Raw genomic sequence first — 25,425 nt, 5'->3', positions numbered from 1 at the left:
GCCATGACGCACGACCACGAGCACCACACCGGCCACGAGCACGCCGCGCACGATCACGGATCCCACGAGCACCATCACCATGAGCCCCCGGCCGGGGCGACCAACCTCGTCACCTGCCCGGTCATGCCCGGCAATCAGGTCGACCCGGCGTGGGCAGAGAAGCGCGGCCTGTTCCGTGACTACGAAGGCGCGCGGTACTGGTTCTGCTGCCCCGAGTGCGGGCCGCTGTTCGACGGCGACCCCGCCCGCTACGCCAACGCCGCCTGACCCACGACGGCAGGGAAAGGGGGCGCGGGATGGATACAGCGGTCGGTCTGGTGCAGGCCTACCTGCGGGTGAACGGGTACTTCACCGTCGCCGAGTACCCGGTGCTGGACGCGACCGGTCCGGACGGGCCGCGCACCGTCACCGACCTGGACATCCTCGCGATCCGACTGCACCACATCCCCGGCGACGACCCCGACCCGGCCCTCGGCGCCCGCCCCGGGGCGCCGGACATGATCGTCGGCGAGGTCAAGGAGGGCGCCCCGAAGCTGAACCCCGCGATGCGCGACCCCGCGGTGCTGGAGGCCGCGTTCGCCCGGTTCGGCTGCTGCACCCCCGCCGACGCGCCCGCCCTCGTCCAGGAGCTGCTGACGGCCGGGCAGGTCCTCGCCCCGGAGGGCCACCTGATCCGCACGGTCGCGTTCGGCAACACCGCCCGCCCCCATCGGTCCGGCTCCTGGCACACCGTCCCCCTCGAGCACATCCTCGACTATCTCCGCGATCACCTCGCCCGCAACTGGGCCGTCGTCGGTCGCACCCAGATCAAGGACGACACCCTCGGGCTGCTGGCTCTGATGGAGAAGGCCCACCGTGCCGGAACGGGCCGCCGATGAGCCGGTTGCCGCGCACCGGTCCCCATCCGGGACCATCGCCCCTGGCCAGGCATCGGTCGGGCGACCAGGCTGGGCAGGACCGCCGTGCGCCCGATCGGCGCCGGCGGGGGATCCAGGCACACCGGGGTACGCTGGACGCGGGAAGTAGGTCGGCGGTGAACCACATCCGAGCCCTGGTGCACGCCCCATCCGGGCTGCACCGGCTGCTGCTGACCTTCGCGACCGCGCTCCTGCTGATCGCCGGCCTGCTGGCCATGCACACCCTCACCGGCACGCTCACCAGCGGGCACGCCGACACCCCCGCAGCGGCCTCCGAAGCCGCCCATGCCGCGCCCGACTCTGACCTGGGCGGCACCGTCGCGACCGGGAGCATGCTCGAGAACACCATCGGGACAGGCACCGAGGCTTCGGGCGGGCACTGCGAGGGCGACTGCGACAGCTCGGGCGGAATGCCGGACCATTCGATGCTGATGATGGCGTGCGTGCTGGCGCTGCTGGCCGCCACCATCGTGCTGCTCGCCCCGGCGCTGCTGGCCCGCCTGGGCACCGTCCTCGCCCTGCTACGCCTGCACGGGCGGAATGTGCTCACCGCGTTACCGCACCCCCGACCACCTTCCCTCATCGTCCTGTCGATCAGTCGAACCTGATTCCCCGCCCTCCCGTCGCTGCTGTGCCGGGAGATGCTGCGCCGTGCCCGCATACGGCACGGGAATCAACTCACCATTCGACTGACTAGACAAGGACACCCACCCATGCGTTTCCGCATTCTCGCGCTGAGCACCGGCGCGCTCGCCGCTGCGCTCGTGCTCGCCGGCTGCGCGCCCACCGACGGATCCATGCCCGGCATGGACCACGGCCCCGGCGGCATGACCAGCAGCACCCCCGCCCCCTCCGAGCAGGCATCGTTCAACTCCGCTGACGAGATGTTCGTCACGATGATGATCCCGCACCACGAACAGGCCATCGAGATGGCCGATCAGATCCTGGCCAAGGACGGCATCGACGAGCGGGTCGTGACCCTCGCCGAGCAGATCAAAGCCGCCCAAGGCCCCGAGATCCAGACCATGAAGGGCTGGCTCGAGGACTGGGGAATCCCCTACTACGACTCCATGTCCGACATGGGCGGGATGGGCGGCATGGACCACGGCGACGGGATGATGTCCGACGACGACATGGCCGCCCTGGACGCCGCCACCGGGGTCGAGGCGACCCGGCTGTTCCTCGAGGGCATGGTCGGCCACCACCAGGGCGCCGTCACCATGGCCCAGATGGTGCTGAACAACGGCGAGTACCCGGACGTGGCCGCGCTCGCCCAGCAGATCATCGACGGACAGACCGCCGAGATCACCACCATGCAGGACATCCTCGCCACCCTCTGACCCGAACCCCTCGGGCGGGGCCGACCACCCCTCACCTGGCCCCGCCCGAGGCCCGGCGCATCCGTCCTGACCGACAGCGCCGGCCCGTCGAAAGGCCCATCATGACTTCCCGGACTCTGGCCGCGTGCTTCGTGGGCCATCATCCTCGCCCTGATCATCCTGTCCGCGGCGACCATCCTCTTCATCCAGGCGATCGCATGAGCAGCAACGCCACCACGATCACGGCCGCTGCCGTCGCCGCTGCCGCGGGCCTGCTGCTGACCGGCTGCACCTCCACGCCGACCGCCATTTCGGCACCCGCCCCGGACACGGGTCTCGGTCATGTGCACGGCATCGTCGACCTCGGCGGGAGCACCGTGCTGCTGGGCACCCACATCGGCCTCTACACCCTCACCGACACCGGCGACATCTCCGGCCCCCTGGGAGGCGCGGACTTCGACGCGATGGGCCTGACCGCCGACGGCGACGTCCTTTACGCCTCCGGGCACCCCGGACCGAACACCCCGGCGGAGCTCGGCGAGCACAACCTGGGACTCATCCGAAGCACCGACGCCGGGACCACCTGGGAGCCGGTCGCGTTTACCGGGCAGGAGGACTTCCACGTCCTCACCGCCGGAGACCGTGCGATCCACGGGATCGGGTCCAGCTCGATCACCATCCGCACCAGCACCGACGGCGGGACCACCTGGATCGACGGCGCCGAGCTCCTCGCCGCCGACCTGACCGTCACCACCGACGGCACCCTCTACGCCGCGACGCGGCAGGGCCTGCAGGAGAGCCGGGATGCGGGCGCCACCTTCGACCTCGTCGCGGATGCGCCGCCGCTCTACCTGGTGGAGGCGGACTCCACAGGCGGGCTGGTCGGCGTCGACACCGACGGCACCCTCTGGCGACTCACCGGCACCGGATCCTGGGACAGCGTCGGTGCCGCCACGGGCACCGTCCAGGCGCTCGGGAACGCAGATGGGGCGGTCGTGCTCGTCGACGACCGCGGCGTCGTCTGGATCCACGGCACCGAGACCACCGTCGTCCTCCCGACAGGGACCGCACAATGACCGCTAGCATCATGCCCACATTCGGCGGCCTCGGCCGCGAACCGCGAGGAGTCCTACCATGAGCACCGCAGCGGCCCGTTGGGCCCACCGCGCCACCGACGTCACCCTGGACCGACTGGAGGAGGTGGATGCGTGGTGGCGGGCGGCGAACTACCTGAGCATCGGGCAGATCTACCTGCTCGACAACCCGCTGCTGCGCGACCCGCTCACCGCGGAGCACATCAAGCCGCGGCTGCTGGGGCACTGGGGCACCACCCCGGGCCTGAACTTCCTGTACGCCCACCTCAACCGGGCGATCACCGATCGGGACCTGAACACCCTGTACGTGACCGGGCCGGGGCACGGCGGGCCGGGCATGGTCGCCAACGCCTACCTGGACGGCACGTACACGGAGCTGTACCCGCGGATCGACCGCACCGAGGAGGGACTGCGGGCGCTGTTCCGGCAGTTCTCCTTTCCCGGCGGCATCCCCTCGCACGCGTCCCCGGACACGCCGGGGTCGATCAACGAGGGCGGCGAGCTCGGCTATTCCCTTGTCCACGCCTATGGCGCCGCGTTCGACAACCCGGATCTGCTGGTCGCCTGTGTGATCGGCGACGGGGAGGCGGAGACCGGGCCGCTGGCGACCGCGTGGCACGGCAACAAGTTCCTCAACCCCGCCGCGGACGGGGTGGTGCTGCCGATCCTGCACCTGAACGGGTACAAGATCGCCAACCCGACGGTGCTGTCCCGCATCCCCGAGGACGAGCTGGTCGCGCTGCTGCGCGGCTACGGCCACGAGCCGTTCGTGGTCACCGTCGGCTTCGACGGCGAGGACCCGCGGGAGTCCCACGCCCGGTTCGCCGGCGTGCTGGACGAGGTGCTGGACCGGATCGCGGACATCAAGACCGCCGCGGCGGCCGGCACCCTGGAGGGCCGGCCTGCGTGGCCAGCGATCGTGCTGCGCAGCCCGAAAGGCTGGACCTGCCCGCCGGTGATCGACGGGCTCCCCGTGGAGGGCACCTGGCGGTCCCACCAGGTGCCGCTCGCCGAGGTCCGCGACACCCCCGAGCACCTGCAGATCCTCCAGGACTGGCTGGCCTCCTACCGGCCCGACGAGCTCTTCGACGCCGACGGCGCCCCGTTCCCCGCCACGGTCGCGGTCGCCCCGGCGGGAGTGCGGCGGATGAGCGCGAGCCCGGTCGCGAACGGCGGGCAGCTGACCGTCCCGCTGCGCCTGGGCGATTTCCGGGACCACGCCCACCCGGTCGACCCCGAGGCGCGAGGCGCGGAAACCGGGGAGGCGACCCGGGTGCTCGGCGAATGGCTCGCCGACGTGATCCGGCACAACCCGGACAACTTCCGCATCTTCGGCCCCGACGAGACCGCCTCCAACCGGCTCGCCCCGCCCGTGTTCGAGGCCACCGGCAAGCAGTGGAACGCGACCGTGCTGCCGGTGGACGAGCATCTGGCGCCGACCGGGCGGGTGATGGAGGTGCTCAGCGAGCACCAGTGCCAGGGCTGGCTCGAAGGGTACGTCCTGACCGGCCGGCACGGCCTGTTCAACTGCTACGAGGCGTTCACGCACATCGTCGACTCGATGTTCAACCAGCACGCCAAATGGCTCGAAGCCGCCAGCGAGGTGCCCTGGCGGGAACCGGTGCCGAGCTTCAACTACCTGCTCTCCAGCCACGTCTGGCGGCAGGACCACAACGGGTTCAGCCACCAGGATCCCGGGTTCATCGACCTCGCCCTGAACAAGAGCCCCGACATCGTCCGCGTCTACCTCCCGTTCGACGCGAACACCCTGCTATCCACCTACGACCACTGCCTGCGCTCCACCGGCTACATCAACGTCGTCGTCGCCGGAAAGCAGCCCGCCCCGCAGTGGCTCACCATGGACGAGGCGATCGAGCACTGCACCCGGGGCCTGGGCATCCTGCCCTGGGCCGGCACCGAGACCGAGGGGAGCGAGCCGGACGTGGTGCTCGCCGCCGCCGGCGACGTGCCCACCCTCGAGGTGCTCGCCGCGGCCGCGCTGCTGCGCGAGCACATCCCGGGCCTGTCCGTGCGGGTCGTGAACGTGGTCGACCTGACCCGTCTGCAATCCGAGGACCAGCACCCGCACGGGCTTCCGGACCGGGAGTTCGACGCGATCTTCACCCCCGACAAGCCGGTGATCTTCGCCTACCACGGCTACCCGTGGCTGATCCACCGTCTCACCTACAAGCGCGCCGGGCACCAGAACCTGCACGTGCACGGCTTCGTGGAGAAGGGCACCACCACGACCCCGTTCGACATGGTCATGCTCAACGACCTCGACCGCTACCGGCTCGCGATCGACGTCCTCGACCACGTCCCGGGCCTTGCTGCGACCCACGCGCAGCTGCGGCAGGAACTCGTCGACGCCCGCCTGCGCGCCCGCGCCCACACCCGCGAGCACGGCACCGACATCCCCGCCGTCGCCGACTGGCGCTGGCCCCACCCCGACACCGACCCGAACCGCCCCTCCACCGCGAAGGAAATCCGATGACCGACACCAAGACCGTGACCCTGCAGGTCAGCGGCATGATCCGCGCGACCTCCAAGAACGTCACCGAAGCCCACCTCGCCCGCCAGCCGGGCGTCCTGTCCGTCGACGCGAACCCGGTCTCCCAGACCGCGACCGTCACCTACGACCCGCAGACCACCTCGGTCGCGCACCTGCAGCAGTGGGTGATCGAATGCGGCTACCACTGCGCCGGGCAGTCCGTCCCGGACCACATCTGCGACCCCGCCCACGAACCCCACGAGCACGCCGACCACCACGACCACGCCGAGCACGATGCCCACGCCGAGCATGACGCGCACGACGGCTATCAGGAGCACGCCGAGCACGAGGGACGCGCGGTCTCCACCGGTCATGACACCCCGGCGGGGCACGAGCACCCGCACCCGGCAGCGGACCACGCTGACCACTCCGCAGTGGACGCCGGTGAGCATGCCGGTCACGCTCCGGCCACCGAGGGTGGGCACGATCACGGGGCTCAGCCGGCCGGCCGCAGCGCGCAGGATGTGATGGGCCACGGCGGGCATCACGGCGGCATGTCGATGGCGGCGATGATCCGCGACATGCGCAACCGGTTCCTGGTCGCGTTGATCCTGTCGATCCCGATCACCTTGTGGTCCCCGATCGGCCGGGAGGTGCTCGGCTTCGAGGTGCCGGCCCCGTTCGGGCTGCGCGACGACGTGTTCATGCTGATCCTGTCGCTGCCGGTGATCTTCTACTCGGCCTGGATCTTCTTCGACGGCGCCTACCGGGCTCTGCGCGCCCGCACCCTGGACATGATGGTGCTGGTCGCGGTCGGTGTCGGCGCCGGCTGGATCTACAGCCTGGTCATCACCCTCACCGGAGGCGGCGAGGTGTTCTACGAAGCCGCCACCGTGCTGGCCACCTTCGTGCTGCTCGGCCACTGGGTCGAGATGCGCGCCCGGGGAGGTGCGAACGACGCCATCCGCCGGCTGCTGGAGCTCGCGCCCGCCCGCGCGGTCGTCCTCCGCGACGGAGAGGAGGTCGAGATCCCCACCTCCGAGGTCGTCCCCGGCGACCTCATGCTCATCCGCCCCGGCGCGAAAGTCCCCACCGACGGCGTCGTCGAGGACGGCGAGTCCGAGATCGACGAGTCGATGGTCACCGGCGAGTCCATGCCGGTCGAGAAGGCGCCCGGCTCGGAGGTGATCGGGGCGACCGTGAACACCGTCGGCACGCTCCGGGTGCGTGCCACGAAGGTCGGCGCGGACACCGCGCTGGCGCAGATCGTGAAGCTGGTGCAGGAGGCGCAGAACTCCAAGGCCCCCGGCCAGCGCCTCGCCGACCGGGCCGCGTTCTGGCTCGTTCTGCTCGCCCTCGTCGGCGGCACCCTGACCTTCCTGGTGTGGTTCCTCGCCGGGGCGGAGCTGCCGATGGCGATCCTGTTCGCGATCACCGTCGTCGTCATCACCTGCCCCGACGCCCTCGGGCTCGCCACGCCGACCGCGATCATGGTCGGCACGGGCCTGGGCGCCAAGCGCGGCGTGCTGATCAAGAACGCGACCGGCATCGAGACCGCCGCGCACATCGACACCGTCGTGCTGGACAAGACCGGCACGCTCACCAAGGGCGAGCCGGAGGTCACCGACTACATCCCCATCGGCATGGACGACCTGGAGCTGCTCGCCCTCGCCGCCGCGCTCGAGCGGGAGTCGGAGCACCCGCTGGCCAAGGCGATCGTCACCTACGCCGACAGCCGGAACATCCCGCGCCGCACCGCGTCCGCGTTCCGCAACGTCACCGGGCAGGGCGCGATCGCCACCGTGGACGGGAAGCAGGTGGTGCTCGGCAACGCCCGGCTGATGGCCGCGCAGGGCATCGACACCGGCCCGGTCGTCTCGCAGCAGCAGGCCCTCGCGGACGGCGGCCGCACCGCGATCATGTTCGCCGTCGACGGGCAGATCGCCGGCGTGATCGCCCTCGCCGACGCCCCCCGCGACACCGCGAAAGCCGCGATCGACGCACTCCACGAGCAGGGCATCGAGGTGGCGATGCTCACGGGCGACAACAAGCCCACCGCCGAGCGCGTCGCCTCGCTGCTGGGCATCGACACCGTGATCGCCGACGTGCTCCCCGAGGACAAGTCCGCCAAGATCGCCGAGCTCCAGGCATCCGGCAAGAAGGTCGCGATGGTCGGCGACGGCGTCAACGACGCCCCCGCCCTCGCCCAGGCGGACCTCGGCATCGCGATCGGCGCCGGCACCGACGTCGCCATCGAGACCGCCGATGTCGTCCTGATGCGCTCCGACCCGCTGGACGTGGCGATCGCGCTGAAGATCGGGAAGGGCACGCTGCGGAAGATGCGGCAGAACCTCGGCTGGGCCATCGGCTACAACGTGATCGCGCTGCCGATCGCCGCCGGCGTGTTCTACCCCGCGTTCGGGATCATGCTCTCCCCGGAGATCGCCGCCATCACCATGTCCGGCTCCAGCGTGATCGTCGCCGTCAACGCGCTCCTGCTCAAGCGGCTCCGGCTGCCCGCCCAGCAGGCCCCCCGCGGCCCCGGCAGAGGCGAGCAGCCTCGCCCCGGCGTCGACGCCCGGCGGCGCCTCATGACCGGACGCGAGGCGCCGCGATGACTCCGCGGTCGGCAGAGCGCGGGACTCACCACCTCGATGCCGTCTACGACGCGGTGCTGTTCGACATGGACGGCGTGGTCACGAACACCGCCGCGATCCATGCCGCCGCGTGGAAGCAGCTGTTCGACGAGGTGCTGCGAGACCCGCGTGTGCAGGTGGACGACCCCGAGACGACCTTCGACCCGGTCGCCGACTACCGCCGCTATGTGGATGGGCGAACCCGCGAGGACGGGGTATCGGCGTACCTGACGGCCCGTGGGATCGCCCTGGACGCCGGAGATCCCGACGACCCACCAACGGCGTGGACGATCGCGGGGCTCGCGGCGCGCAAGAACGAGCTGTTCCTGGCGGAGCTGGGCACCCGCGGGCTGCGCGTCTATCCGGGCACCGTGGCGCTGCTGCATCGCCTGCGGGGCGCGGCCGTTCCGGTCGGGCTGGTCACCGCGAGCCGGAACGCGCACCAGATGCTCGCCGCCGCAGGACTGGCCGGCTGCTTCGACACCGTGGTGGACGGCCGGATCGCGCTCTCGCATCACCTGAAAGGCAAGCCGGATCCCGCCATGTTCGTCGAGGCAGCCCGGCGACTGGGTGTCGCTGCGGCCCGCACCGCGGTCGTCGAGGACTCGGTCGCCGGCGTGGCGGCCGGGAGGCGCGGAGGCTTCGGCTTCGTCGTCGGCATCGACCGCGCCGGAGCGCGGGAGCAGCTCGAGGCCGCGGGCGCCGACCTCGTCTTGGCCGATGTCGCCGAGCTCGACCTGGGCGTCTCCACCACGGATCCGTGGCAGCTGGTCTACGACGGCTTCGACCCCGCGCACGAAGGGCACCGGGAGGCGCTCACCGCGCTGGGCAACGGCTACCTGGCCACCCGGGGCGCCCGGCCCGAGCACCACGACGACGGCATCCACTATCCCGGCACCTACCTCGCCGGCGTGTACAACCGGCTGGCGAGCACCATCCACGGGCGCGAGCTCGAGGAGGAGCATCTCGTCAACACTCCCAACTGGCTTCCGGTGGACCTCCGCCTCGGAGACGGGCCGTGGCTGTCCACCGGCCAGGTCGTGACGCACAGCGAACGACGCGAGCTCGACCTGCGCCGCGGCCTGGTCGTCCGCCGCGCGGTCCTCACCGCTCCGAACGGGGATCGACTCGACTTCGTGCAGACGACGTTCACCTCCCTGGACGAACCTCACCTTGCCGTGCTGGAAACCACGCTCACCGCCACCGACTGGAGCGGCACGGTCACCCTTCGCGCCGGGATCGACGCCGGCGTGCGCAACAGCAACGTGGCCGCGTACCTCGGATCGGACGCCACCCACCTCACGCAGCCGACGTTCCGCCACGTCGGCGACACCACCCTCTGCGAGGTGCGGACCCGACAGAGCCGGGTCCACATCGCCACCGCCGTCCGCACGACCCTCACCGGAACCGACAGCGCGACCGATCACCGCATCGACACGCCATCGCAGCACACCCGGGAGCTGCGCATCCCTCTGGAGCAGGGTCGACCGGTCACCCTCACCAAGACGGCCGCGATCTACACCTCCCACGATCGGGCCATCAGCGAGCCGGGTGGTGCCGCCCTGACCCTGCTCACCGAACGCGGTGGCGACGTCGAGGCGCTGCGGGAACGCCACGCGGCGGCGTGGCGGCGACTCTGGGAACGCTTCGCGGTCACCCTGGACGCCGACACGCACAGCCGACTCATCCTGAACCTGCACGTCTTCCACCTGCTCCAGACCCTCTCGCCGCACACCGTCGAGCTCGACGCCGGGGTGCCCGCCCGCGGCCTGCACGGCGAGGGGTATCGGGGGCACGTCTTCTGGGACGAGGTGTTCGTCCTGCCCGTGATCGCTCTGCGCACGCCCGAGATCAGCCGGGCGCTGATCGACTACCGCTGGCGGCGACTGGACGCCGCCCGCGCCGCGGCGACCGCCGCCGGACTCCGCGGAGCCCTCTTCCCCTGGCAGAGCGGCAGCGACGGTCGCGAGGAGACGCCCGAGGCGCTCTACAACCCGCGCTCCGGTCGGTGGATGCCGGACAACTCCCACCGTCAACGCCACGTCGGCCTCGCCATCGCCTACAACGCCTGGCAGCACTACCAGGCCACCGGCGACCTCGAGTGGCTCGCCGAACGCGGCGGCGAGCTCATCATCGAGGTCACCCGCCTGTTCGCCTCGCTCGCCGAGCACGACACTGCCACCGACCGCTTCCACATCGCCGGGGTGATGGGACCCGACGAGTTCCACGACGGCGCCCCGGACGCTCCCGGCAGCGGCCTGCGCGACAACACGTACACCAACGTCCTCGCCTCGTGGGTCGCCACGCGAGCGGCCCGGACACTCGCCCTGCTCCACGGGCACCGCGGCGAGGGCCTCCGCGACCGGCTCCGCGTCACCGACGAGGAGATCGCGGGATGGGCCCGGCTCAGCACACGACTGGCGGTGGGGTTCCACCGCGACGGCATCCTCACCCAGTTCGACGGCTACGAGAGCCTGCAGGAGCTGGACTGGGACCACTACCGCGAGGAGTACGGGAACATCGGCCGGCTCGATCTCATCCTCGAGTCCGAGAACGACAGCACCAACCGGTACAAGCTCGCCAAGCAGCCCGACGTCGTCATGCTGGTCTACCTGCTCGGTCACGACGGGCTCCGGGCGCAGCTCGCCACGCTCGGCTACCCGTTCTCCGAGCAGGACCTGACCCGCACGTTCGAGTACTACCTCGCCCGCACCGCCAACGGGTCGACGCTCAGCCGAGTCGTGAACGCCTCCGTCCTGGCCGGCATCGACCCGTCCCGCTCCTGGATCGCGTTCCGCGAGGCGCTGATCGCCGATCTCGACGACTCCCAGGGCGGCACCACCCGCGAAGGGATCCACCTCGGCGCGATGGCCGGCACCATCGACCTGCCCGTCCGCTCCTTCGCCGGCATGGCCCTCGGTGACGACGAGCTCGTCTTCGCCCCCCGACTGCCGCCGAACCTCACCCGGGTCGGGTTCCAGATCCGATACCGCGGCCACCTCGTCTACGTGATGCTCCGTGACCGCAGCCTGGAGATTCGCGTGCACGCCGGCTCAGCACCCGCGATCCACGTGCGCGTCGGCGCGGTCGCCGTGCCGCTCTCGGCCGGACAGACCAAGACGTTCGCGATCGGCCCGGGCACCTCGGCCCGCGACGCGACCAACCGCGAAGGAGGCCTCGACTGATGAGCACGCATCGGAGCCGGTATCGGCGCATCGCCACCATCCTCGAGAACCACGGACTCGGGCTCGGCCTCGGGCTGCTCGGACTGGAGAAGTGGATCCCCTTCAACAAAGGCGTTCTCGGGCATGCGCGCCGGGACGAGCCCTACACCAGTCCGGAACACCTCCGACTCGCCCTCGAGGAGCTCGGACCGACCTTCATCAAACTCGGCCAGCTGCTGTCCACCCGCAACGACCTGCTGCCCGCCGCTTACCTCGCCGAGTTGGTCAAGCTTCAGGACGCCGCGCCGCCCGAGGCCTGGGAGCCGATGAAGGCGGTGATCCGCGAGGAGCTCGGCGCGGACCCCGGACAGCTCTTCGCACAGTTCGACCCGCAACCGCTGGCCGCCGCGTCGATCGGGCAGGCATACGCCGCGACCCTTCACGACGGCACCCAGGTCGTCGTGAAGGTCCGCCGACCCGGCGCGGTCGCCCAGATCCACGAAGACCTGGAGATCCTGCAGAACCTCGCCGAGCGCGCCGACAAGCGGTGGGATGCCGCCCGCCAGTACAACCTGCCGGGCATCGTCGAGGAGTTCTCCCGCACGCTGCGCGCCGAGCTCGACTATCTGCAGGAGGGCCGGAACGCGGAGCGGTTCGCCGCCGACTTCGCCGACTCACCCGACGTCGCCGTCCCCCAGGTGTTCTGGGAGACGACCACGTCACGCGTGCTGACCCTGGAACGGATGCACGGCATCCGAGTCGACGACCTGCCCGCCCTGGACGCGGCCGGCATCGACCGGAACCAGCTGGCCAGGCGAGGCGCAGACCTCATCCTCACCATGGTGTTCGAGAACCGCTTCTTCCACGCCGACCCGCACCCGGGCAACCTGTTCATCCAAACCGACGGATCCATCGCCCTCATCGACTTCGGCATGGTCGGCCAACTCGACGAAGAGGTCACCGAGCAGCTCTCCGACGTGCTGCTCGCCTTCACCCGCGGAGACTCCAACGCGCTCGCCACCGCCCTGCTCGCGCTCTCGATCACCAAGAACACCTCCGACCGCGGCGAGCTCGGCCGCTCCCTGGACGTCTTCGTGTCGCGGTATCTCGGACGCCCCCTGTCCGACATTAACCTCAGCCACCTGCTCGGAGAGCTGCTCGCCCTGCTGCGACACCACCACCTCCAGCTGCCGCAGCAGACCGCTCTGCTGTTCAAGGTCCTGATGATGGGCGAGGCACTGGCGGCACGGCTCGACCCCGAGTTCGAGATGCTGCAGGCGCTCACCCCCTTCTCGGAGCGGATCGTGCAGCGACAGTTCTCCCTCCCCGCCCTGGCGAAACGCTGGGCACAGGCATCCGCGGATGCCGGAGTACTGCTGCTCGAGCTGCCCGGAACACTCAAGCAGCTCCGGCGGGTGCTGGAGAACGGCGGCCTCGAGGTGCACCTGCGCGCGGCCGAACTGGAACCGCTCGTGGGACGGGCTGAACGGATCGGCAATCGCCTGATCGCCGGCATGATCACCGCCGCCCTGATCAACGGCATCGGCGAACTCGTCAGCGGGAACACGAGATGGCGCTCGCGGGAAGGCGTCATGATCGGCGCCGGCGCGAGCGTGGTCACCGCACTCGGCGGCTACCTGCTCTGGACCACGCGGCGACGGCGATGACCGCCGCGGCTCCCATCCCTCATCAGAAAGGCACGCACATGAACACCATTCGAGTCGGCGTCAACGGCTACGGCGTCATCGGCAAGCGCGTCGCCGACGCGGTCCTGCTGCAGTCGGACATGGACCTGGTCGGCGTCGCGGACATCGCCACCGACTGGCGGATCAAGTCCGCAGCGAACCGCCTGCCCGTGTTCGCCTCCACCATCGAGGCGCAGCAGGCCATGCGGGGCGCCGACGTGCCCGCACAGGGAGTGCTCGACGACCTTCTCGCGCAGTGCGACGTCGTCGTCGACACCACCCCCAAGCATGTGGCAGCGGAAAACCTGGAGCGCTACCGCGCCCTCGGCGTCAAGGCAGTGCTCCAAGGCGGCGAGTCCCACTCCACCACCGGCCACTCCTTCGTCGCCCAAGCCAACTACGCCAGCGCCATCGGCAGGGACAGCACCCGGGTGGTCTCCTGCAACACCACCAGCATCGTGCGGATCCTCGGCGCGCTGGATGCGGCCGGACTCCTGCTGCGCGCCCGTGGGGTGCTCATCCGCCGCGCCACCGACCCGTGGGAATCGCACCTCGGCGGGATCATGAACACGATGGTCCCAGAACCGACCATCCCCTCTCATCAGGGCCCCGACGCACAGACCGTGCTCCCCGGACTCGATGTCGTCACCATCGCCGCCAAAGGCGCCCACACGCAGACCCACAGCCACTACTGGACGCTGCAACTGACCCGGGAGGCGACCCGCGACGAGGTGCTGGACGCCCTGCGCGCCGCGCCCCGCATCGCGTTCATCCGGATGTCCGACGGCCTGGTCGCCCTCAACTCCACCGTCGAGCTGATGCGCGATCTCGGCCGCCCCCGGGGAGACATGTGGGAGGTCGCCGTGTGGGAGGACCTGGTCACCGTGAACGGCAGCGAGGCCTACCTCGCCTACCAGGTCTACAACGAGGCCATCGTCGTGCCCGAGACGATCGACGCGATCCGCGCGCTGACGGGCACCGTCCCCGACGCCGCGACCTCGATCCGCCTCACCGACGAGAGCCTCGGCATGCGCCAGGACTTCCTCACACCGGCGGAGGAGCCCGACCATGACCGGTGACCACCAACCGCCCGCCGACCATCCCGGCGAAGGCGACCCGCGGCGACGGATGCCTGTGACGGCGTGGCTGATCATCGGGATCTCCGTGCTCGGGATCGCGATCTACCTGTTCATCGACCACCTTCCCCACGTCGTCGCAGTGCTGCCCTACGTCGCGATCATCGGCATGGCCGCCATGCACCTGTTCGGCCACCGCCACCACACCGGCGCCCACGACTCGAATCATCGACGCCACGGGGGCGACAGCGGGACCGATACGCGAGAGTCGTCGTGAACACCGTCGTCCGCCCCCTCGCGGACGCCAGCCGGCACGGGCACCCCCGACCGCTGCGGATGCTGTGGGTCACGCTCGCCTTGGGGTCGTGCTTCGTCGCGATCACCGTCGGCCTGCAAGACGCCCCGCCGCTGTGGCTCGCGGCACTGAGAGCCCTCATCGCCGGGGTCGCGCTCGCAACCGTCGCCGGCATCCAGCGGGCACCTCTTCCCCGCGACCCGAAGACATGGGCACTGATCGGCTGCCTCGGACTGGTGAACATCGCCCTGGCATTCGCGACGATGTTCGTCGCCGCGACCGGACTGTCGACCGGGATCGCCTCGGTGCTCGCCAACGCGCAGCCAATCCTGATCCTGCTGCCCGCGTGGTGGCTCTACCGCGAGCGTCCCACCCCCGCCGCGATCGCCGCGATCGGCCTGGGCTTCACCGGCCTACTCATCATCGTCCTTCCCTCCGGGCTCGGCACCGGAGCGTGGCTCTCACTGACCTCCGCCGCCGCGATCACCGCCGGCACCCTCATCGGCCGGATCGTGCACGCAGACGTCCGAATCGTGGCGGCAGCTCAGCTGCTCATCGGAGGTGCGATCCTCGCCGGCACCGCAGCCGTCACAGAAGGGCCGCCCACGATCGACTGGAACATCCGGTTCATCCTCACCCTGCTGTTCCTATCACTGGTCGGCACCGCCGCCACCACGGTCGCCTGGTTCACCGAGATCGGACGTGCCCGGCTCGACCTCCTCGCCGCGTGGACGCTGCTCGTGCCGGTCTTCGGGATCCTGCTGTCGCTGCTGATCCTGCGCGAGGACCCGGGCCTGTGGGGCTGGATCGGGACCGTGATCGTGCTGATCGCAATGGCGTTGCTCGCCATCGGATCCAGGCGCTCAGAGCCCTCGGCCGTCACGGCAACCGGCAATCGTGCCCCACGAGCCTCCGCCGATCATGCGACGTCCGACCCGGATGGCCTCCCTGACGAAAACCACGGCCCGCGCTCCCGGCCGGAAAGGAAACAACGATGAACCCGTCGCCCGCCCCACGCCCCCGCTTCCTCCTAACTCGGCGACCGACACGGACAAGGCGCGGCTGTTTTCCGCCGCGCGCGCTGGGCACATCGCCGTGCTGCTCGGCTCCACGGAGAAGATGGGCGTCGGCACCAACGTCCAGGCCCGCGCCGTCGCGCTTTACCACCTGGACTGCCCGTGGCGTCCCTCGGACATCGCCCAGCGCGAGGGCCGGATCATGCGGCAGGGCAACCAGAACGCGGAGGTCGCCATCGTCCGGTTCGTGACGGAGCGCTCCTTCGACTCCTACATGTGGCAGGGCGTCGAGCGGAAGGCGACGTTCATCGCCCAGCTCATGCGTGGCCGGCTCGACACCCGCGAGATCGAGGAGATCGACTCCTCGGCTCTGTCCGCCGCGGAAGCGAAGGCGATCAGCTCCGGCAACCCCCTGCTGCTGGAGCACTCCACGATCCAGAACGAGGTCACCAGGCTCCGTCGGCTGGAACGTGCCTATCACCGTAACGAGTCGATGCTGATCCACAGCCGCGACCGCGCCCGCGGCGACGCACGCCGCGCCGGGAACGATATCGAGCATCTGGAGGCGGCGCTGCCCCGCATCCGAGAGACCTCCGGCGAGAACTTCCGTATCGAGCTGCGCGGCACGCACTACGACTCGCGGGTCGATGCCGCGCACGCGCTCGCCCGGTGGGCGCACGACTCGGACCTGAAGTGGGCGCCGAAGTACGCGACCCGCGACTACGGCGTCATCGGGTGCATCAGGGGATTCGACATCCACCTGAGCACGCTGCCGATGCTCGGCGATCTGCTCATGGAGGTCACGCTCGACGGCGTGCCCCGCAGCGGCTTCACGATCTCCCGCGGCATCTTCCTCGAGGGTGGTGTCGGCGTGATTCAGCGCATCGAGAACCGCGTCTCGGGCATCCCCACCCTGCTCGGGCACGCCCGCGATGACCTCGCCGTCGCCGAGCAGACCATCGCCGAGACCGAGGAACGCATCGGTCAACCGTTCCGGTACGTGCGCGCCCTGGCCGAGTCGGAGGCGGACCTGGCCCGTGTCGAGGCGCAGCTCGCCGCGATGCAGGACGGCGGCGACCTGCCGCCTGCCGTCGAGGAGGCCCGGATCACTGTGGAGTCCGTCCGAGCGCACCGTCCCGCGCTCGGTGTGCGAGCCGACCCCGACCGCACTGTGGCCGACCTCGCCGTCGCCGAGCGTTCGACGGCGCCGCTGCGCGAAGGACCGCAGTTCGGCCTCTGAGGTCGAGTCTCAGAACAGGGTCGGCGCGTCAGGGCCAGCGGCGGGGGGACGTGTCCCGAACGAAGACGACGGCGCCAGCCGCCGCGCCGCGGGCGCCTGCTCGGCCTGGGGCATGAGGCGGCTCGCCAGGACGGCCTTGACGTCGCTCCACAGGTCCGGGCGGTCCAGGTGCGCGTCCTTCTGGCAGTCGCAGGCCAGGTCGCTCAGGAACCGCTCACGGCGGGCAGGCGTCGACATCTGCTCGTCGTAGAAGCCGTGAATGTCGTAGTGCGCGATGAACCCGAAGTAGCCGTGCGTGGAGAGCCCCAGATACAGCGGGCGCGTGAACCGTTCACGGGGGAAGTCGTCGGCGATGAAGCGCAGCAGGGAGTTCACGAACCGCGCCTTGCGCTCCGGCGTGCCCGAGTCCCAGCCCGAGTCGACGAACTGCTCCGGCCGATATCCAGGGGTCGCCATGATGATGCTCCGCTTTTTCGCCGCGGGCAGGCGCCCGCACCACGAAGGTGCGCGCCGCCGTGGGGTCGGGGCGATGCGCGTACCTGTGCATCATGGGCAGCACAAGCGCAGAGCACGCCACCCGCGGCGATCTCGCGAAGCACGCGCTCCCGCCCAACTTCGATGTGGTGGCCTGGACGCGAGAGGCATGCGAGGCGTCAGGGGTGCCGTTCGCCGTCGAAGACCCGGTGGCGTTGGGCCGGCTTCGCGCGCTCATGGAGCATCCGGCCTGACCCAGCATCCTCCCGTTATGCCTTGAAGGTGAGCTGCACCCGCTCGGGCCGGAAGCGCGAACCACCGTTCGCGTAGGGCTGCACGACGAGGCTGTCGATCAGCGCGGTCAGGATCGCGCGCTTCTGCGGCACAGTCCACTCGTGCTCCCAAGCGTGCCGCAGAGCCGCCTCATCGCCGATAGGGAGCCCTTTGAGGGCCGACCCGCGGTTTACCCTGCCGAGGGCCAGTTCCGCGTCGTGAACGGCGCTCTGGGCGGCGACGCGACCGGCGTGGTACTCGCTGCGAGTCAGCATGCCCGCCCCGTAGTCGCGGGCGAGATCTTCCATCCGCTCGCGCGCGGCCATGATCCGTCCCATCGCTTCCGCGACTGCCCCGCCTGTCTCGGGAGTGTCGGCCGGAAGGGTGGTCACGGCCAGGCGCGCGATCACGGCTTCTCTGACAACAGCCTCGAGGCCGGATGCACTGACCGACAGACCGCCTCTCTCGGGATGTCCTGGTACTGGCATGCAGCGGTAGTAGTTCCGCTTCGCATCGGATGGCCCGTGCTTGGCCTTGCCCGCGACGAGCCCGGAGCCGCACTTGCCGCACGTCGCGATCGCCGACAGCAGGTTGATCGAAGATGCTCCAACCCGGCGGTCGGGGTTGGAAAGCATGGCCCTGATGCGGGTTGTCTCTTCCGGCGTGATGATCGCCGGCCAGTTTCCCGGTCCGAGGATCTCTCGCCCGTTCGGGCCATCACCGCGCCGTCGCGTCGGCTCGTACGCTCGCTGCCCGCTGATCCGGGCGGAGACCAAGATGGACTTCACGGTGGTCGCGTGCCAGACGCCGAGCGTCTTCCCGGTCTTCGCCTGCGGTGCGGGGAACCCGGACTCATCGTTCAGCCACGCGGTGATCGAGCGCAGGGACTGGCCGGCGAGGAACCTGTCCGCCATCTCACGGACGACGGCGGCCTGCTCGGGGATGAGGACGCCGCCGGTGCCGTAACCGAACTTTGCTGCGCCGTGCCAGTCGCCACGTTCGGCCTTCTGCCGGTTCGCGCGGCGAATGCGGTCAGCCTTGTGTCCGGACTCGTAGGCCGCCATCGCGACGAGTTGTCGGGCCATCAGCCGACCCTCGTGGGTGTTCAAGTCGAACGCACCGCCCATGACCGCCTCAATGCGGATCGGATGCGTCTCCACGAGGTCGATCAAGTCCTCGAGCTCACGGGGTCGCCGGTAGAGGCGATCGACGTGCCACACGACGACCCGCGAAGGACCGAGCTTGATCCGGGCGAGCATTCGCGCGAAGTCCGGTCGCTTCTTGTCGAGGTAGGCGGACGTGTCGTTGTCCATGAAAACGTCGGGTTCGGCAACGTCCAGGCCCAGCCGGGCGCACAGCGAGAGGCAGTCGTCTCGCTGTCGCTCGACCCCGGCCTCCTCCCCGGTGCGGTCCTCGCTGATCCTCAGATAGACCAGCACCTGCTCCGTGATCGTCCCGGTGCTGCTCGTCGTTGCCCTAGAGAGCATGACGACCGCCCCGATCGGAGCCCTGCCTCAAGGACACATCGAAGGGGCATCGCGCCAGTGCGCGAAGCACCTCCTTCGAGGACCGATCGACTGCCAGGCGGGTTGCCTGCAGCGTCGCTGCGACGACTAGGTTGTTCTCGCGGCAGTAACGCTCGATGGCTCGTCGCTGTGCTGTTGCATCCCCGCCAACGGCTCGCGCGCGGGCCACCCGCACGTACGCCACGACGTTCTTCTTGCGTTCGACATCCATGCCGATCACCTCCACTGACTAGGTGCGTCAGATGCACCAAGTGGAGAAGACCACGCTGCTCGCCGCGATCACCGGGGAGCGGGCGGTCGACTCGGGCCGCGCGACCGTCGGGTCGGGGGTCCAGCCCGGGACGGTGGACCAGGCACGGACGGAGTTCGGCGGGCCGGACCCGCTGCTGGACACGTTCTGCGTCGCCGCCGACCCGGCCGGCCTCGACCCCACCGAGGCCCGCACCCTGCTCGCCAAGTTCGGGCTCGGTGGAGAACACGTCGCCCGCGGCTGCGCGTCACTGTCACCGGGGGAGCGGACCCGTGCCGCGTTGGCCCTCCTGCAGCAGCGCGGGGTGAACCTGCTGGTGCTGGACGAGCCGACCAATCATCTGGACCTGCCGGCGATCGAGCAACTGGAACAGGCCGTGGACTCGTTCGGCGGCACGGTCCTGCTCATCACCCACGACCGGCGGATGCGGGACGCCTTCCGCGCGACCCGCGAGCTGCTGGTCGACGCCGGGTCGGTGCGGGAACGACGCTGACGCGGCTCCCCCCCCCCCGGCCATCGCCGGGGGGAGCGGGGGCGGGACCGGGGATCGACTAGTCTTGGCCCCGATGCGGGGCGGTCGACGGAAGTCCGCCGTGACGGGGAGGACGAGGGCACCGGTGAGCGAAGACACAGGCGAGGTCCGGATCGACGAGGAGTCGCTGGCGCGGTACTCCGCGGACGCCGAGGCCGCGTTCGCCGCCGCGGCGGACCTCGAGGCGTTGGCCGCCGCCAAGACGGCGCACCTCGGTGACCGCAGCCCCATCGCACTGGGCCGCCGCACCCTCGGTTCGCTGCCCAAGGAGCAGAAGGCGTCCGCGGGCAAGGCCGTCAACGTGGCACGGACCCGGGTCCAGCAGGCGTACGACTCCCGCCTGGCCGAACTGCAGGCCGAGCGGGACGCCGCCGTCCTCGTGGCCGAGACGCTCGACCTGACGGTCCCGTCGGGGCGCGCGCCGGTGGGCGCGCAGCACCCCATCACCATCATCACCGAGCAGGTCGCGGACGTGTTCGTGGCCATGGGGTGGGAGATCACCGAGGGGCCCGAGGTCGAGGCGGAGCACTACAACTTCGACGCGCTCAACTTCCTTCCCGACCACCCGGCGCGCACCCTCCAGGACACCTTCCACATCGCGCCCGAGGGCAGCCGGCAGGTGTTGCGCACCCACACCTCGCCGGTGCAGATCCGCACCATGCTCGACCGGGAACCGCCCATCTACGTGGCGTGCCCCGGGCGCACGTTCCGCACCGATGAACTCGACGCCACCCACACCCCGGTGTTCCACCAGGTCGAGGGCCTGGCGATCGACAAGGGGCTGACCATGGCGCACCTGCGCGGTGCGCTCGACGCGTTCGCCCGCGCCCTGTTCGGTCCGGAGACCCGCACCCGGATGCGGCCCAACTACTTCCCGTTCACCGAGCCCTCCGCCGAGGTCGACGTGTGGTTCCCGCGCAAGAAGGGCGGCGCCGGCTGGGTCGAGTGGGGCGGCTGCGGGATGGTGCACCCCAACGTGCTGACGGCGTGCGGCATCGACCCCGAGGAGTACTCGGGCTTCGCGTTCGGCATGGGCCTGGAGCGCACCCTGCAGTTCCGCAACGGCCTGTCCGACATGCGCGACATGGTGGAGGGCGACGTCCGCTTCTCCCTGCCGTTCGGCATCCGCTCCTGACCCGCCGCATCCACCCCCACCCCAGAAGACGAAGGACCCCACAGTGCGAATTGCGCAGTCCTGGCTGACCGAGATCCTGCAGCGGGCCAACGACGGCTGGTCCGTCAGCCCGGCCGAGCTCGACGCCGGTTTCGTGCGCGTCGGCCTCGAGGTGGAGGGTGAACCGGAGCAGTTGCCCGAGATCGACGGCCCGCTCACCATCGGCCGTGTCAGCACCATCGAGGAGCTGGAGGGCTTCAAGAAGCCCATCCGCTTCTGTCTGGTCGACGTGGGCGGTGACGAGCCGCAGCAGATCGTGTGCGGCGCCCGCAACTTCGCGGAGGGCGACCTGGTCGTCGTCGCCCTGCCGGGCACCGTCCTGCCGGGCGGGTTCGAGATCGGCAAGCGCAAGACCTACGGCAAGCCGAGTGAGGGCATGATCTGTTCGGCCTCCGAGCTGGGGATCGGCTCGGACCACAGCGGGATCATCGTCCTCGCCGAGGGCACCGCCGAGCCCGGGGACCCCGCCGGCCCGGTGTTGGCCGCGGGTGCCGGCGAGCGGGACACCGTGATCGAACTCAACGTGACGCCGGATCGGGGCTACTGCCTGTCTGCCCGCGGCCTGGCCCGCGAGCTGGCGTGCGGGTTCGACCTGGACTTCGCTGACCCCGCGGCCGAGCTCGGGCTGCCGTCGGAGAAGGAGACCTGGCCGCTCGAGGTGACCGCCGAGTCCGGTGCCCAGCGGTTCGCCCTGCGCCGGGTCACGGGAGTCGACCCGTCCGCGCGGACCCCGTGGTGGATGGCGCGCCGCCTGCTGCTCTCGGGCGTGCGCCCGATCTCCCCGGCCGTCGACGTCACCAACTACGTCATGCTCGAGCTGGGGCACCCGATGCACGCGTTCGACGCCGCTCGCCTGCAGGGCGGGCTGACCGTCCACCGGGCACGCGCGGGGGAGACGCTCACCACCCTCGACGACGTGGAGCGCACGCTCGACCCCGAGGACGTCGTCATCTGCGACGACCGCGGCCCGATCTCGTTGGCGGGCGTCATGGGTGGCGCCAGCACCGAGGTCTCCGCCGACACGACCGACGTCCTGCTCGAGGCCGCCGTGTGGGACACCCTCGCGGTGTTCCGGACCATCCGCCGCCACAAGCTCCCCAGCGAGGCGGGCAAGCGTTACGAGCGTGGGGTCGACGCCGCCGCGTCGATCGCGGCGTTGGACCGCGCGGCCACCCTGCTCGCCGAGATCACGGGTGGCTCCGTGGAGGCCTCTCTCACGGACGTCGGCTCGGCGCCCGTGATGCCGACGATCGCGTTCGATCCCGAGCGTCCCTCGCGGGTGGCGGGGGTCGGGTATCCGGCGGGGACCACGCGCCGCCGTCTGGAGCAGATCGGGTGCACCGTCGCCGGCGATGACGCGGTGTTGCTGGAGGTGACCGCCCCGGCATGGCGCCCCGACCTGACCCTGCCCGCGGATCTGGTCGAGGAGGTGCTTCGCCTGGAGGGGCTGGAGAACATCCCGTCGGTGCTGCCCACCGCGCCCGCCGGTCGCGGACTCACCGCGTTCCAGCGCGGCCGCCGTGCCGTGGGGCACGCCCTGGCGGCGGCCGGGCACGTCGAGGTGCTCACGTCGCCGTTCTGTGACCCGTCGGTGTTCGACGCCATGGGACTTGACGACGACGACGAGCGCCGCAGCACCATGGCCGTGGTCAATCCCCTCGAGAGCGACAAGGCTCATCTGGCCACCACGCTGCTGCCCTCGCTGGCCGAGATCGCCCGCCGGAACATCACGCGCGGGGCCCGCGACCTCGCGCTCTTCTCGGTCGCGCAGGTGTCCTTCCGAACGCCGACGACGTCCGGGGTCGACATGCTGCCGGTCGATCGGGAGCCGACCCCGCAGGAGCGGGACAGCCTGGCGGCGTCGCTGCCCGACCAGCCGCTCCACGTGGCAGCCCTCTACACCGGTAGGCGCGAGCCGGGCGGGCACTTCGGCCCCGGCAGGGAGGCCGACGCCCTCGACGCGGTGGAGGCGGCGAGGATCGTCGGGCGGGCCCTCGGGGCCGAGGTCGAGGTGCGGGCGGCCGAGCGCGCGCCGTGGCACCCGGGTCGCTGCGTGGAGGTCCTGGTCGATGGTGGCGACCGCGACGCCGGGCCGGGTGAGATCGTGGTGGTCGGTCACGCCGGTGAGCTACACCCCGCGGCGTGCGAGCGGCTCGGGCTCCCGGCGCGCACGTGCGCGGTCGAACTGGACCTCACCGCGATCGGCGCCCGGGAGGTGCTGCCGGCCCCGACCATCTCGTCGTTCCCGTCCGTGAACCAGGATGTGGCGCTCGTCGTGGACGTGGCCGTGCCCGCTGCGCAGGTCGAGGCTGCACTCCGCTCGGGAGGCGGGGAGCTGCTCGAGAGCGCGCGACTGTTCGACGTCTACACCGGCGCCCAGCTCGGGGACGGGCGCAAGTCCCTCGCCTACGCGTTGACGTTCCGTGCCGACGACCGCACCCTCACGGAGGACGAGGCGAGCGCATGGCGCACGGCCGCCGTCGAGGCGGCGGAGAAGGCCGTGGGGGCGAGCCTGCGTGGCTGACGGCCGACGCCCCGCCGGTGCACGGGTGCCGCGGGTCCTGTGCATCGCGGGCACGGACCCGTCCGGCGGCGCCGGGCTGCTCGCCGACACCAAGGCCGTCGCCGCGATGGGCGGGTACGGAATGGGTGCCGTCACCGCGGTCACGATCCAGAACACCGTCGGGGTGACCGGGGTGCACGCCGTGCCCGTCGACGACGTGATCGCCCAGCTCGACGCCGTTGCCGATGACGTGACGATCGACGCCGTCAAGATCGGCATGCTCGGTGAGGCCGCTCTGGTGGAGGCGGTCGGCGACTGGCTTCGTCGTCGTCGTCCACCCCACGTCGTCCTCGACCCGGTGATGGTGGCCACCACCGGAGGCCGGCTGGCCAGTGAGGACGCGGCGCGGATGCTGCGGGACCTCGTCCCGCTGGCGGATCTGGTGACGCCCAATGTCCCCGAACTCGCGGTGCTGTGTGGCGGCGAGCCCGCGGAGCACATCGAGACGATCGTCGGGCAGGCCGAGCTCGTGCACGAGCAGACCGGCTGCGCGGTGCTCGCCACCACGGGCGATCTGGACGACGGCAGTGCGGAGGACGTGCTGGTGGAGTCCGAGGGGGACCGACGCACGACGCTGCGTCTGCCGTTCGTCCGCGTCGACACCCCGCACACGCACGGCACCGGGTGTTCGTTGTCCTCGGCGCTGGCCACCGCGCGGGTGGGGGAGAGGGACTGGGAGGCGGCCTACCGCCGCGTCCGCCCGTGGATCGACGGGGCCCTCCACGGCGGTCTCACCCTGGAGGTCGGCCGCGGTTCCGGCCCGCTCGACCACACTTGGTTCCTGCACCGCTGACCTGGGACGGCGCGGCCGTCCGCACCGACTGTGTCGTACACCTGTGCGAGTATCGGTTCCGCCGAACGGCCGAGACGATCAGGAGTAGACAGTGAACACCTCCCAGAACACCTCCCAGAACACCTCCCACAACACCTCCCACAACACCTCGCAGGGCACCTCGCAGACCCGATCGCAGGACGGGCACGAGGGCGCCGTGCCCCCCTTGTCAGAGAAGGCGTTGGACAGGGTCCGCAAACTCTTCGCCAAAGCCGAGAGCGTGGCGGGCACGCCCGAGGCCGAGGTCCTGCTCGAGCGTGCCTACGCCCTGCTCGCCAAGTACGGCGTCGACGAGGCGCTCGCGCGGACCGGTCCGGATACCGCCGCCGCCGAGGTGGCGGTCATCGACCACGTGATCTCCGGGAGCTATCAACCCGACCAGGTGGGACTGGTGGCCGCCCTCGCCGCCGCGATGCACTGCCGGGCCGTCACGTCCGCCCGCGGCGACGGCACCCGGGTCGTGCACATCGTGGGGGTTCGCCGCCACGTCGAGCGGGTGGGCATGCTCGCCGGGGCCCTCACCGGGGTCATGCTCGCCGCAGCGGCCAGACAGCGGCCCTCCCCGGGTGTCTCCGCGGTCACCCACCGCAAGTCGTTCATGACCGGTTTCGCCTTCGAGGTGGGGCGGAGACTGGAGGCCGCCGAGCGGGGCGCGGTGGCCGAGAGCCGGGACGCCGCGGGCGCCGGACTCGTCCTGCGGTCCGACTCGCAGCGGGCGGAGACCGAACTCCGTCGGCGCTTCCCGACCGCCGTCCGCGGTGCCCGCAGGCGGGTCGGTACGTCCGGGATCGAGGAGGGGCGTCGGGTCGGTGGCTCGGTGGATCTCGGCCAGCGCCGCTTCACGGGCGGCCGCCGGCAGATCGGGGCC

21 protein-coding genes and 1 pseudogene are annotated in these 25,425 nt (G+C 70.8%); 19 read left to right on the top strand and 3 right to left on the bottom strand.

Going from position 1 to position 25,425, the window contains the following annotated elements; translation table 11 throughout:
• Positions 1 to 3: 3 nt before the first annotated feature.
• The 13 genes from J1M64_RS10190 (at position 4) to J1M64_RS10130 (ending at position 16,933) form a co-directional block, all read left to right on the top strand.
• Complete coding sequence (locus tag J1M64_RS10190; RefSeq protein ID WP_021010667.1) at positions 4 to 267, top strand: YHS domain-containing protein; 264 nt, start codon at positions 4 to 6, stop codon at positions 265 to 267.
• Positions 268 to 296: 29 nt separating this feature from the next.
• Positions 297 to 878 (top strand): hypothetical protein, encoded by a 582-nt coding sequence (locus J1M64_RS10185; protein ID WP_021065011.1) that lies wholly within the window; start codon positions 297 to 299, stop codon positions 876 to 878.
• A gap of 155 nt (positions 879 to 1,033) precedes the next feature.
• A complete protein-coding gene (locus tag J1M64_RS20190) occupies positions 1,034 to 1,525 on the top strand; it encodes a DUF6153 family protein (protein WP_206474123.1) in 492 nt (163 codons plus the stop codon).
• Positions 1,526 to 1,630: 105 nt separating this feature from the next.
• Positions 1,631 to 2,257 (top strand): DUF305 domain-containing protein, encoded by a 627-nt coding sequence (locus J1M64_RS10175; protein WP_206474122.1) that lies wholly within the window; start codon positions 1,631 to 1,633, stop codon positions 2,255 to 2,257.
• A 197-nt stretch (positions 2,258 to 2,454) separates the two neighbouring features.
• Positions 2,455 to 3,312, top strand: a complete 858-nt coding sequence (locus J1M64_RS10170) for a F510_1955 family glycosylhydrolase (protein WP_206474121.1) — start codon at positions 2,455 to 2,457, stop codon at positions 3,310 to 3,312.
• A 58-nt stretch (positions 3,313 to 3,370) separates the two neighbouring features.
• Entirely contained in the window at positions 3,371 to 5,824 is a 2,454-nt protein-coding gene (locus J1M64_RS10165; RefSeq protein ID WP_206474120.1) for a phosphoketolase, read from the top strand.
• Entirely contained in the window at positions 5,821 to 8,439 is a 2,619-nt protein-coding gene (locus J1M64_RS10160) for a cation-translocating P-type ATPase (protein ID WP_206474119.1), read from the top strand. The genes J1M64_RS10165 and J1M64_RS10160 overlap by 4 nt, the downstream gene beginning before the upstream one ends.
• A complete protein-coding gene (locus tag J1M64_RS10155) occupies positions 8,436 to 11,642 on the top strand; it encodes an HAD-IA family hydrolase (protein ID WP_206474118.1) in 3,207 nt (1,068 codons plus the stop codon). Before J1M64_RS10160 ends, J1M64_RS10155 begins: the two co-directional genes overlap by 4 nt.
• Complete coding sequence (locus J1M64_RS10150; RefSeq protein WP_206474117.1) at positions 11,642 to 13,288, top strand: AarF/ABC1/UbiB kinase family protein; 1,647 nt, start codon at positions 11,642 to 11,644, stop codon at positions 13,286 to 13,288. The genes J1M64_RS10155 and J1M64_RS10150 overlap by 1 nt, the downstream gene beginning before the upstream one ends.
• Before the next feature lie 38 nt (positions 13,289 to 13,326).
• A complete protein-coding gene (locus J1M64_RS10145) occupies positions 13,327 to 14,385 on the top strand; it encodes a type II glyceraldehyde-3-phosphate dehydrogenase (RefSeq protein ID WP_182610940.1) in 1,059 nt (352 codons plus the stop codon).
• The gene (locus tag J1M64_RS10140; RefSeq protein ID WP_033107642.1) at positions 14,375 to 14,659 is read left to right on the top strand and encodes a DUF2933 domain-containing protein; all 285 of its coding nucleotides are present in this window, start codon (positions 14,375 to 14,377) and stop codon (positions 14,657 to 14,659) included. The genes J1M64_RS10145 and J1M64_RS10140 overlap by 11 nt, the downstream gene beginning before the upstream one ends.
• Complete coding sequence (locus J1M64_RS10135; RefSeq protein ID WP_206474116.1) at positions 14,656 to 15,675, top strand: DMT family transporter; 1,020 nt, start codon at positions 14,656 to 14,658, stop codon at positions 15,673 to 15,675. Before J1M64_RS10140 ends, J1M64_RS10135 begins: the two co-directional genes overlap by 4 nt.
• Positions 15,617 to 16,933, top strand: coding sequence for a hypothetical protein (locus tag J1M64_RS10130; protein WP_206474115.1), 1,317 nt, complete (start codon positions 15,617 to 15,619; stop codon positions 16,931 to 16,933). The genes J1M64_RS10135 and J1M64_RS10130 overlap by 59 nt, the downstream gene beginning before the upstream one ends.
• 9 nt (positions 16,934 to 16,942) lie before the next feature.
• Here the strand turns inward: J1M64_RS10130 and J1M64_RS10125 are convergent, their stop codons facing one another.
• Positions 16,943 to 17,389 (bottom strand): hypothetical protein, encoded by a 447-nt coding sequence (locus J1M64_RS10125; RefSeq protein ID WP_206474114.1) that lies wholly within the window; start codon positions 17,387 to 17,389, stop codon positions 16,943 to 16,945.
• Positions 17,390 to 17,481: 92 nt separating this feature from the next.
• On the opposite strand from J1M64_RS10125, the gene J1M64_RS10120 reads away from it, so the two are divergent.
• Positions 17,482 to 17,661 (top strand): hypothetical protein, encoded by a 180-nt coding sequence (locus J1M64_RS10120; protein ID WP_206474113.1) that lies wholly within the window; start codon positions 17,482 to 17,484, stop codon positions 17,659 to 17,661.
• Positions 17,662 to 17,676: 15 nt separating this feature from the next.
• Here J1M64_RS10120 and J1M64_RS10115 read toward each other — a convergent pair whose 3' ends face one another.
• Positions 17,677 to 19,119, bottom strand: coding sequence for a recombinase family protein (locus J1M64_RS10115; protein WP_256820506.1), 1,443 nt, complete (start codon positions 19,117 to 19,119; stop codon positions 17,677 to 17,679).
• Between the two features lie 37 nt (positions 19,120 to 19,156).
• Complete coding sequence (locus tag J1M64_RS10110) at positions 19,157 to 19,417, bottom strand: hypothetical protein (RefSeq protein ID WP_206474171.1); 261 nt, start codon at positions 19,415 to 19,417, stop codon at positions 19,157 to 19,159.
• Between the two features lie 46 nt (positions 19,418 to 19,463).
• Here J1M64_RS10110 and J1M64_RS10105 point away from each other — a divergent pair.
• From J1M64_RS10105 to J1M64_RS10085, 5 genes and pseudogenes are all read left to right on the top strand, one after another.
• Positions 19,464 to 19,949: pseudogene (locus J1M64_RS10105) on the top strand (ATP-binding cassette domain-containing protein); the annotation flags it as partial.
• A 124-nt stretch (positions 19,950 to 20,073) separates the two neighbouring features.
• On the top strand, positions 20,074 to 21,123 hold the full coding sequence (pheS, locus tag J1M64_RS10100) for a phenylalanine--tRNA ligase subunit alpha (protein WP_120285900.1): 1,050 nt from the start codon (positions 20,074 to 20,076) through the stop codon (positions 21,121 to 21,123).
• A 43-nt stretch (positions 21,124 to 21,166) separates the two neighbouring features.
• Entirely contained in the window at positions 21,167 to 23,686 is a 2,520-nt protein-coding gene (pheT, locus tag J1M64_RS10095; RefSeq protein ID WP_206474111.1) for a phenylalanine--tRNA ligase subunit beta, read from the top strand.
• The gene (gene thiD / locus J1M64_RS10090) at positions 23,679 to 24,518 is read left to right on the top strand and encodes a bifunctional hydroxymethylpyrimidine kinase/phosphomethylpyrimidine kinase (RefSeq protein ID WP_182633928.1); all 840 of its coding nucleotides are present in this window, start codon (positions 23,679 to 23,681) and stop codon (positions 24,516 to 24,518) included. Before pheT ends, thiD begins: the two co-directional genes overlap by 8 nt.
• A 91-nt stretch (positions 24,519 to 24,609) precedes the next feature.
• Positions 24,610 to 25,425, top strand: an 816-nt coding sequence (locus J1M64_RS10085; RefSeq protein ID WP_307872422.1) for a DUF2786 domain-containing protein, incomplete at its 3' end; no start/stop codon positions are given.

The sequence above is a fragment of the Dietzia sp. KRD202 genome, from assembly GCF_017168155.1.
GTDB classification, from domain to species: Bacteria; Actinomycetota; Actinomycetes; order Mycobacteriales; family Mycobacteriaceae; genus Dietzia; species Dietzia kunjamensis.
The sequence above is the reverse complement of the archived record's forward strand: the minus strand, read 5'-3'. Positions and strand labels throughout refer to the sequence as shown.

Coding starts and splice junctions, on each gene's coding strand:
- J1M64_RS10190 (WP_021010667.1), top strand. CDS start 4: ATGACGCACGACCACGAGCACCACACCGGCCACGAGCACGCCGCGCAC.
- J1M64_RS10185 (WP_021065011.1), top strand. CDS start 297: ATGGATACAGCGGTCGGTCTGGTGCAGGCCTACCTGCGGGTGAACGGG.
- J1M64_RS10175 (WP_206474122.1), top strand. CDS start 1,631: ATGCGTTTCCGCATTCTCGCGCTGAGCACCGGCGCGCTCGCCGCTGCG.
- J1M64_RS10170 (WP_206474121.1), top strand. CDS start 2,455: ATGAGCAGCAACGCCACCACGATCACGGCCGCTGCCGTCGCCGCTGCC.
- J1M64_RS10165 (WP_206474120.1), top strand. CDS start 3,371: ATGAGCACCGCAGCGGCCCGTTGGGCCCACCGCGCCACCGACGTCACC.
- J1M64_RS10160 (WP_206474119.1), top strand. CDS start 5,821: ATGACCGACACCAAGACCGTGACCCTGCAGGTCAGCGGCATGATCCGC.
- J1M64_RS10155 (WP_206474118.1), top strand. CDS start 8,436: ATGACTCCGCGGTCGGCAGAGCGCGGGACTCACCACCTCGATGCCGTC.
- J1M64_RS10150 (WP_206474117.1), top strand. CDS start 11,642: ATGAGCACGCATCGGAGCCGGTATCGGCGCATCGCCACCATCCTCGAG.
- J1M64_RS10145 (WP_182610940.1), top strand. CDS start 13,327: ATGAACACCATTCGAGTCGGCGTCAACGGCTACGGCGTCATCGGCAAG.
- J1M64_RS10140 (WP_033107642.1), top strand. CDS start 14,375: ATGACCGGTGACCACCAACCGCCCGCCGACCATCCCGGCGAAGGCGAC.
- J1M64_RS10130 (WP_206474115.1), top strand. CDS start 15,617: ATGGCCTCCCTGACGAAAACCACGGCCCGCGCTCCCGGCCGGAAAGGA.
- J1M64_RS10125 (WP_206474114.1), bottom strand. CDS start 17,389: ATGGCGACCCCTGGATATCGGCCGGAGCAGTTCGTCGACTCGGGCTGG.
- J1M64_RS10120 (WP_206474113.1), top strand. CDS start 17,482: ATGGGCAGCACAAGCGCAGAGCACGCCACCCGCGGCGATCTCGCGAAG.
- J1M64_RS10110 (WP_206474171.1), bottom strand. CDS start 19,417: ATGGATGTCGAACGCAAGAAGAACGTCGTGGCGTACGTGCGGGTGGCC.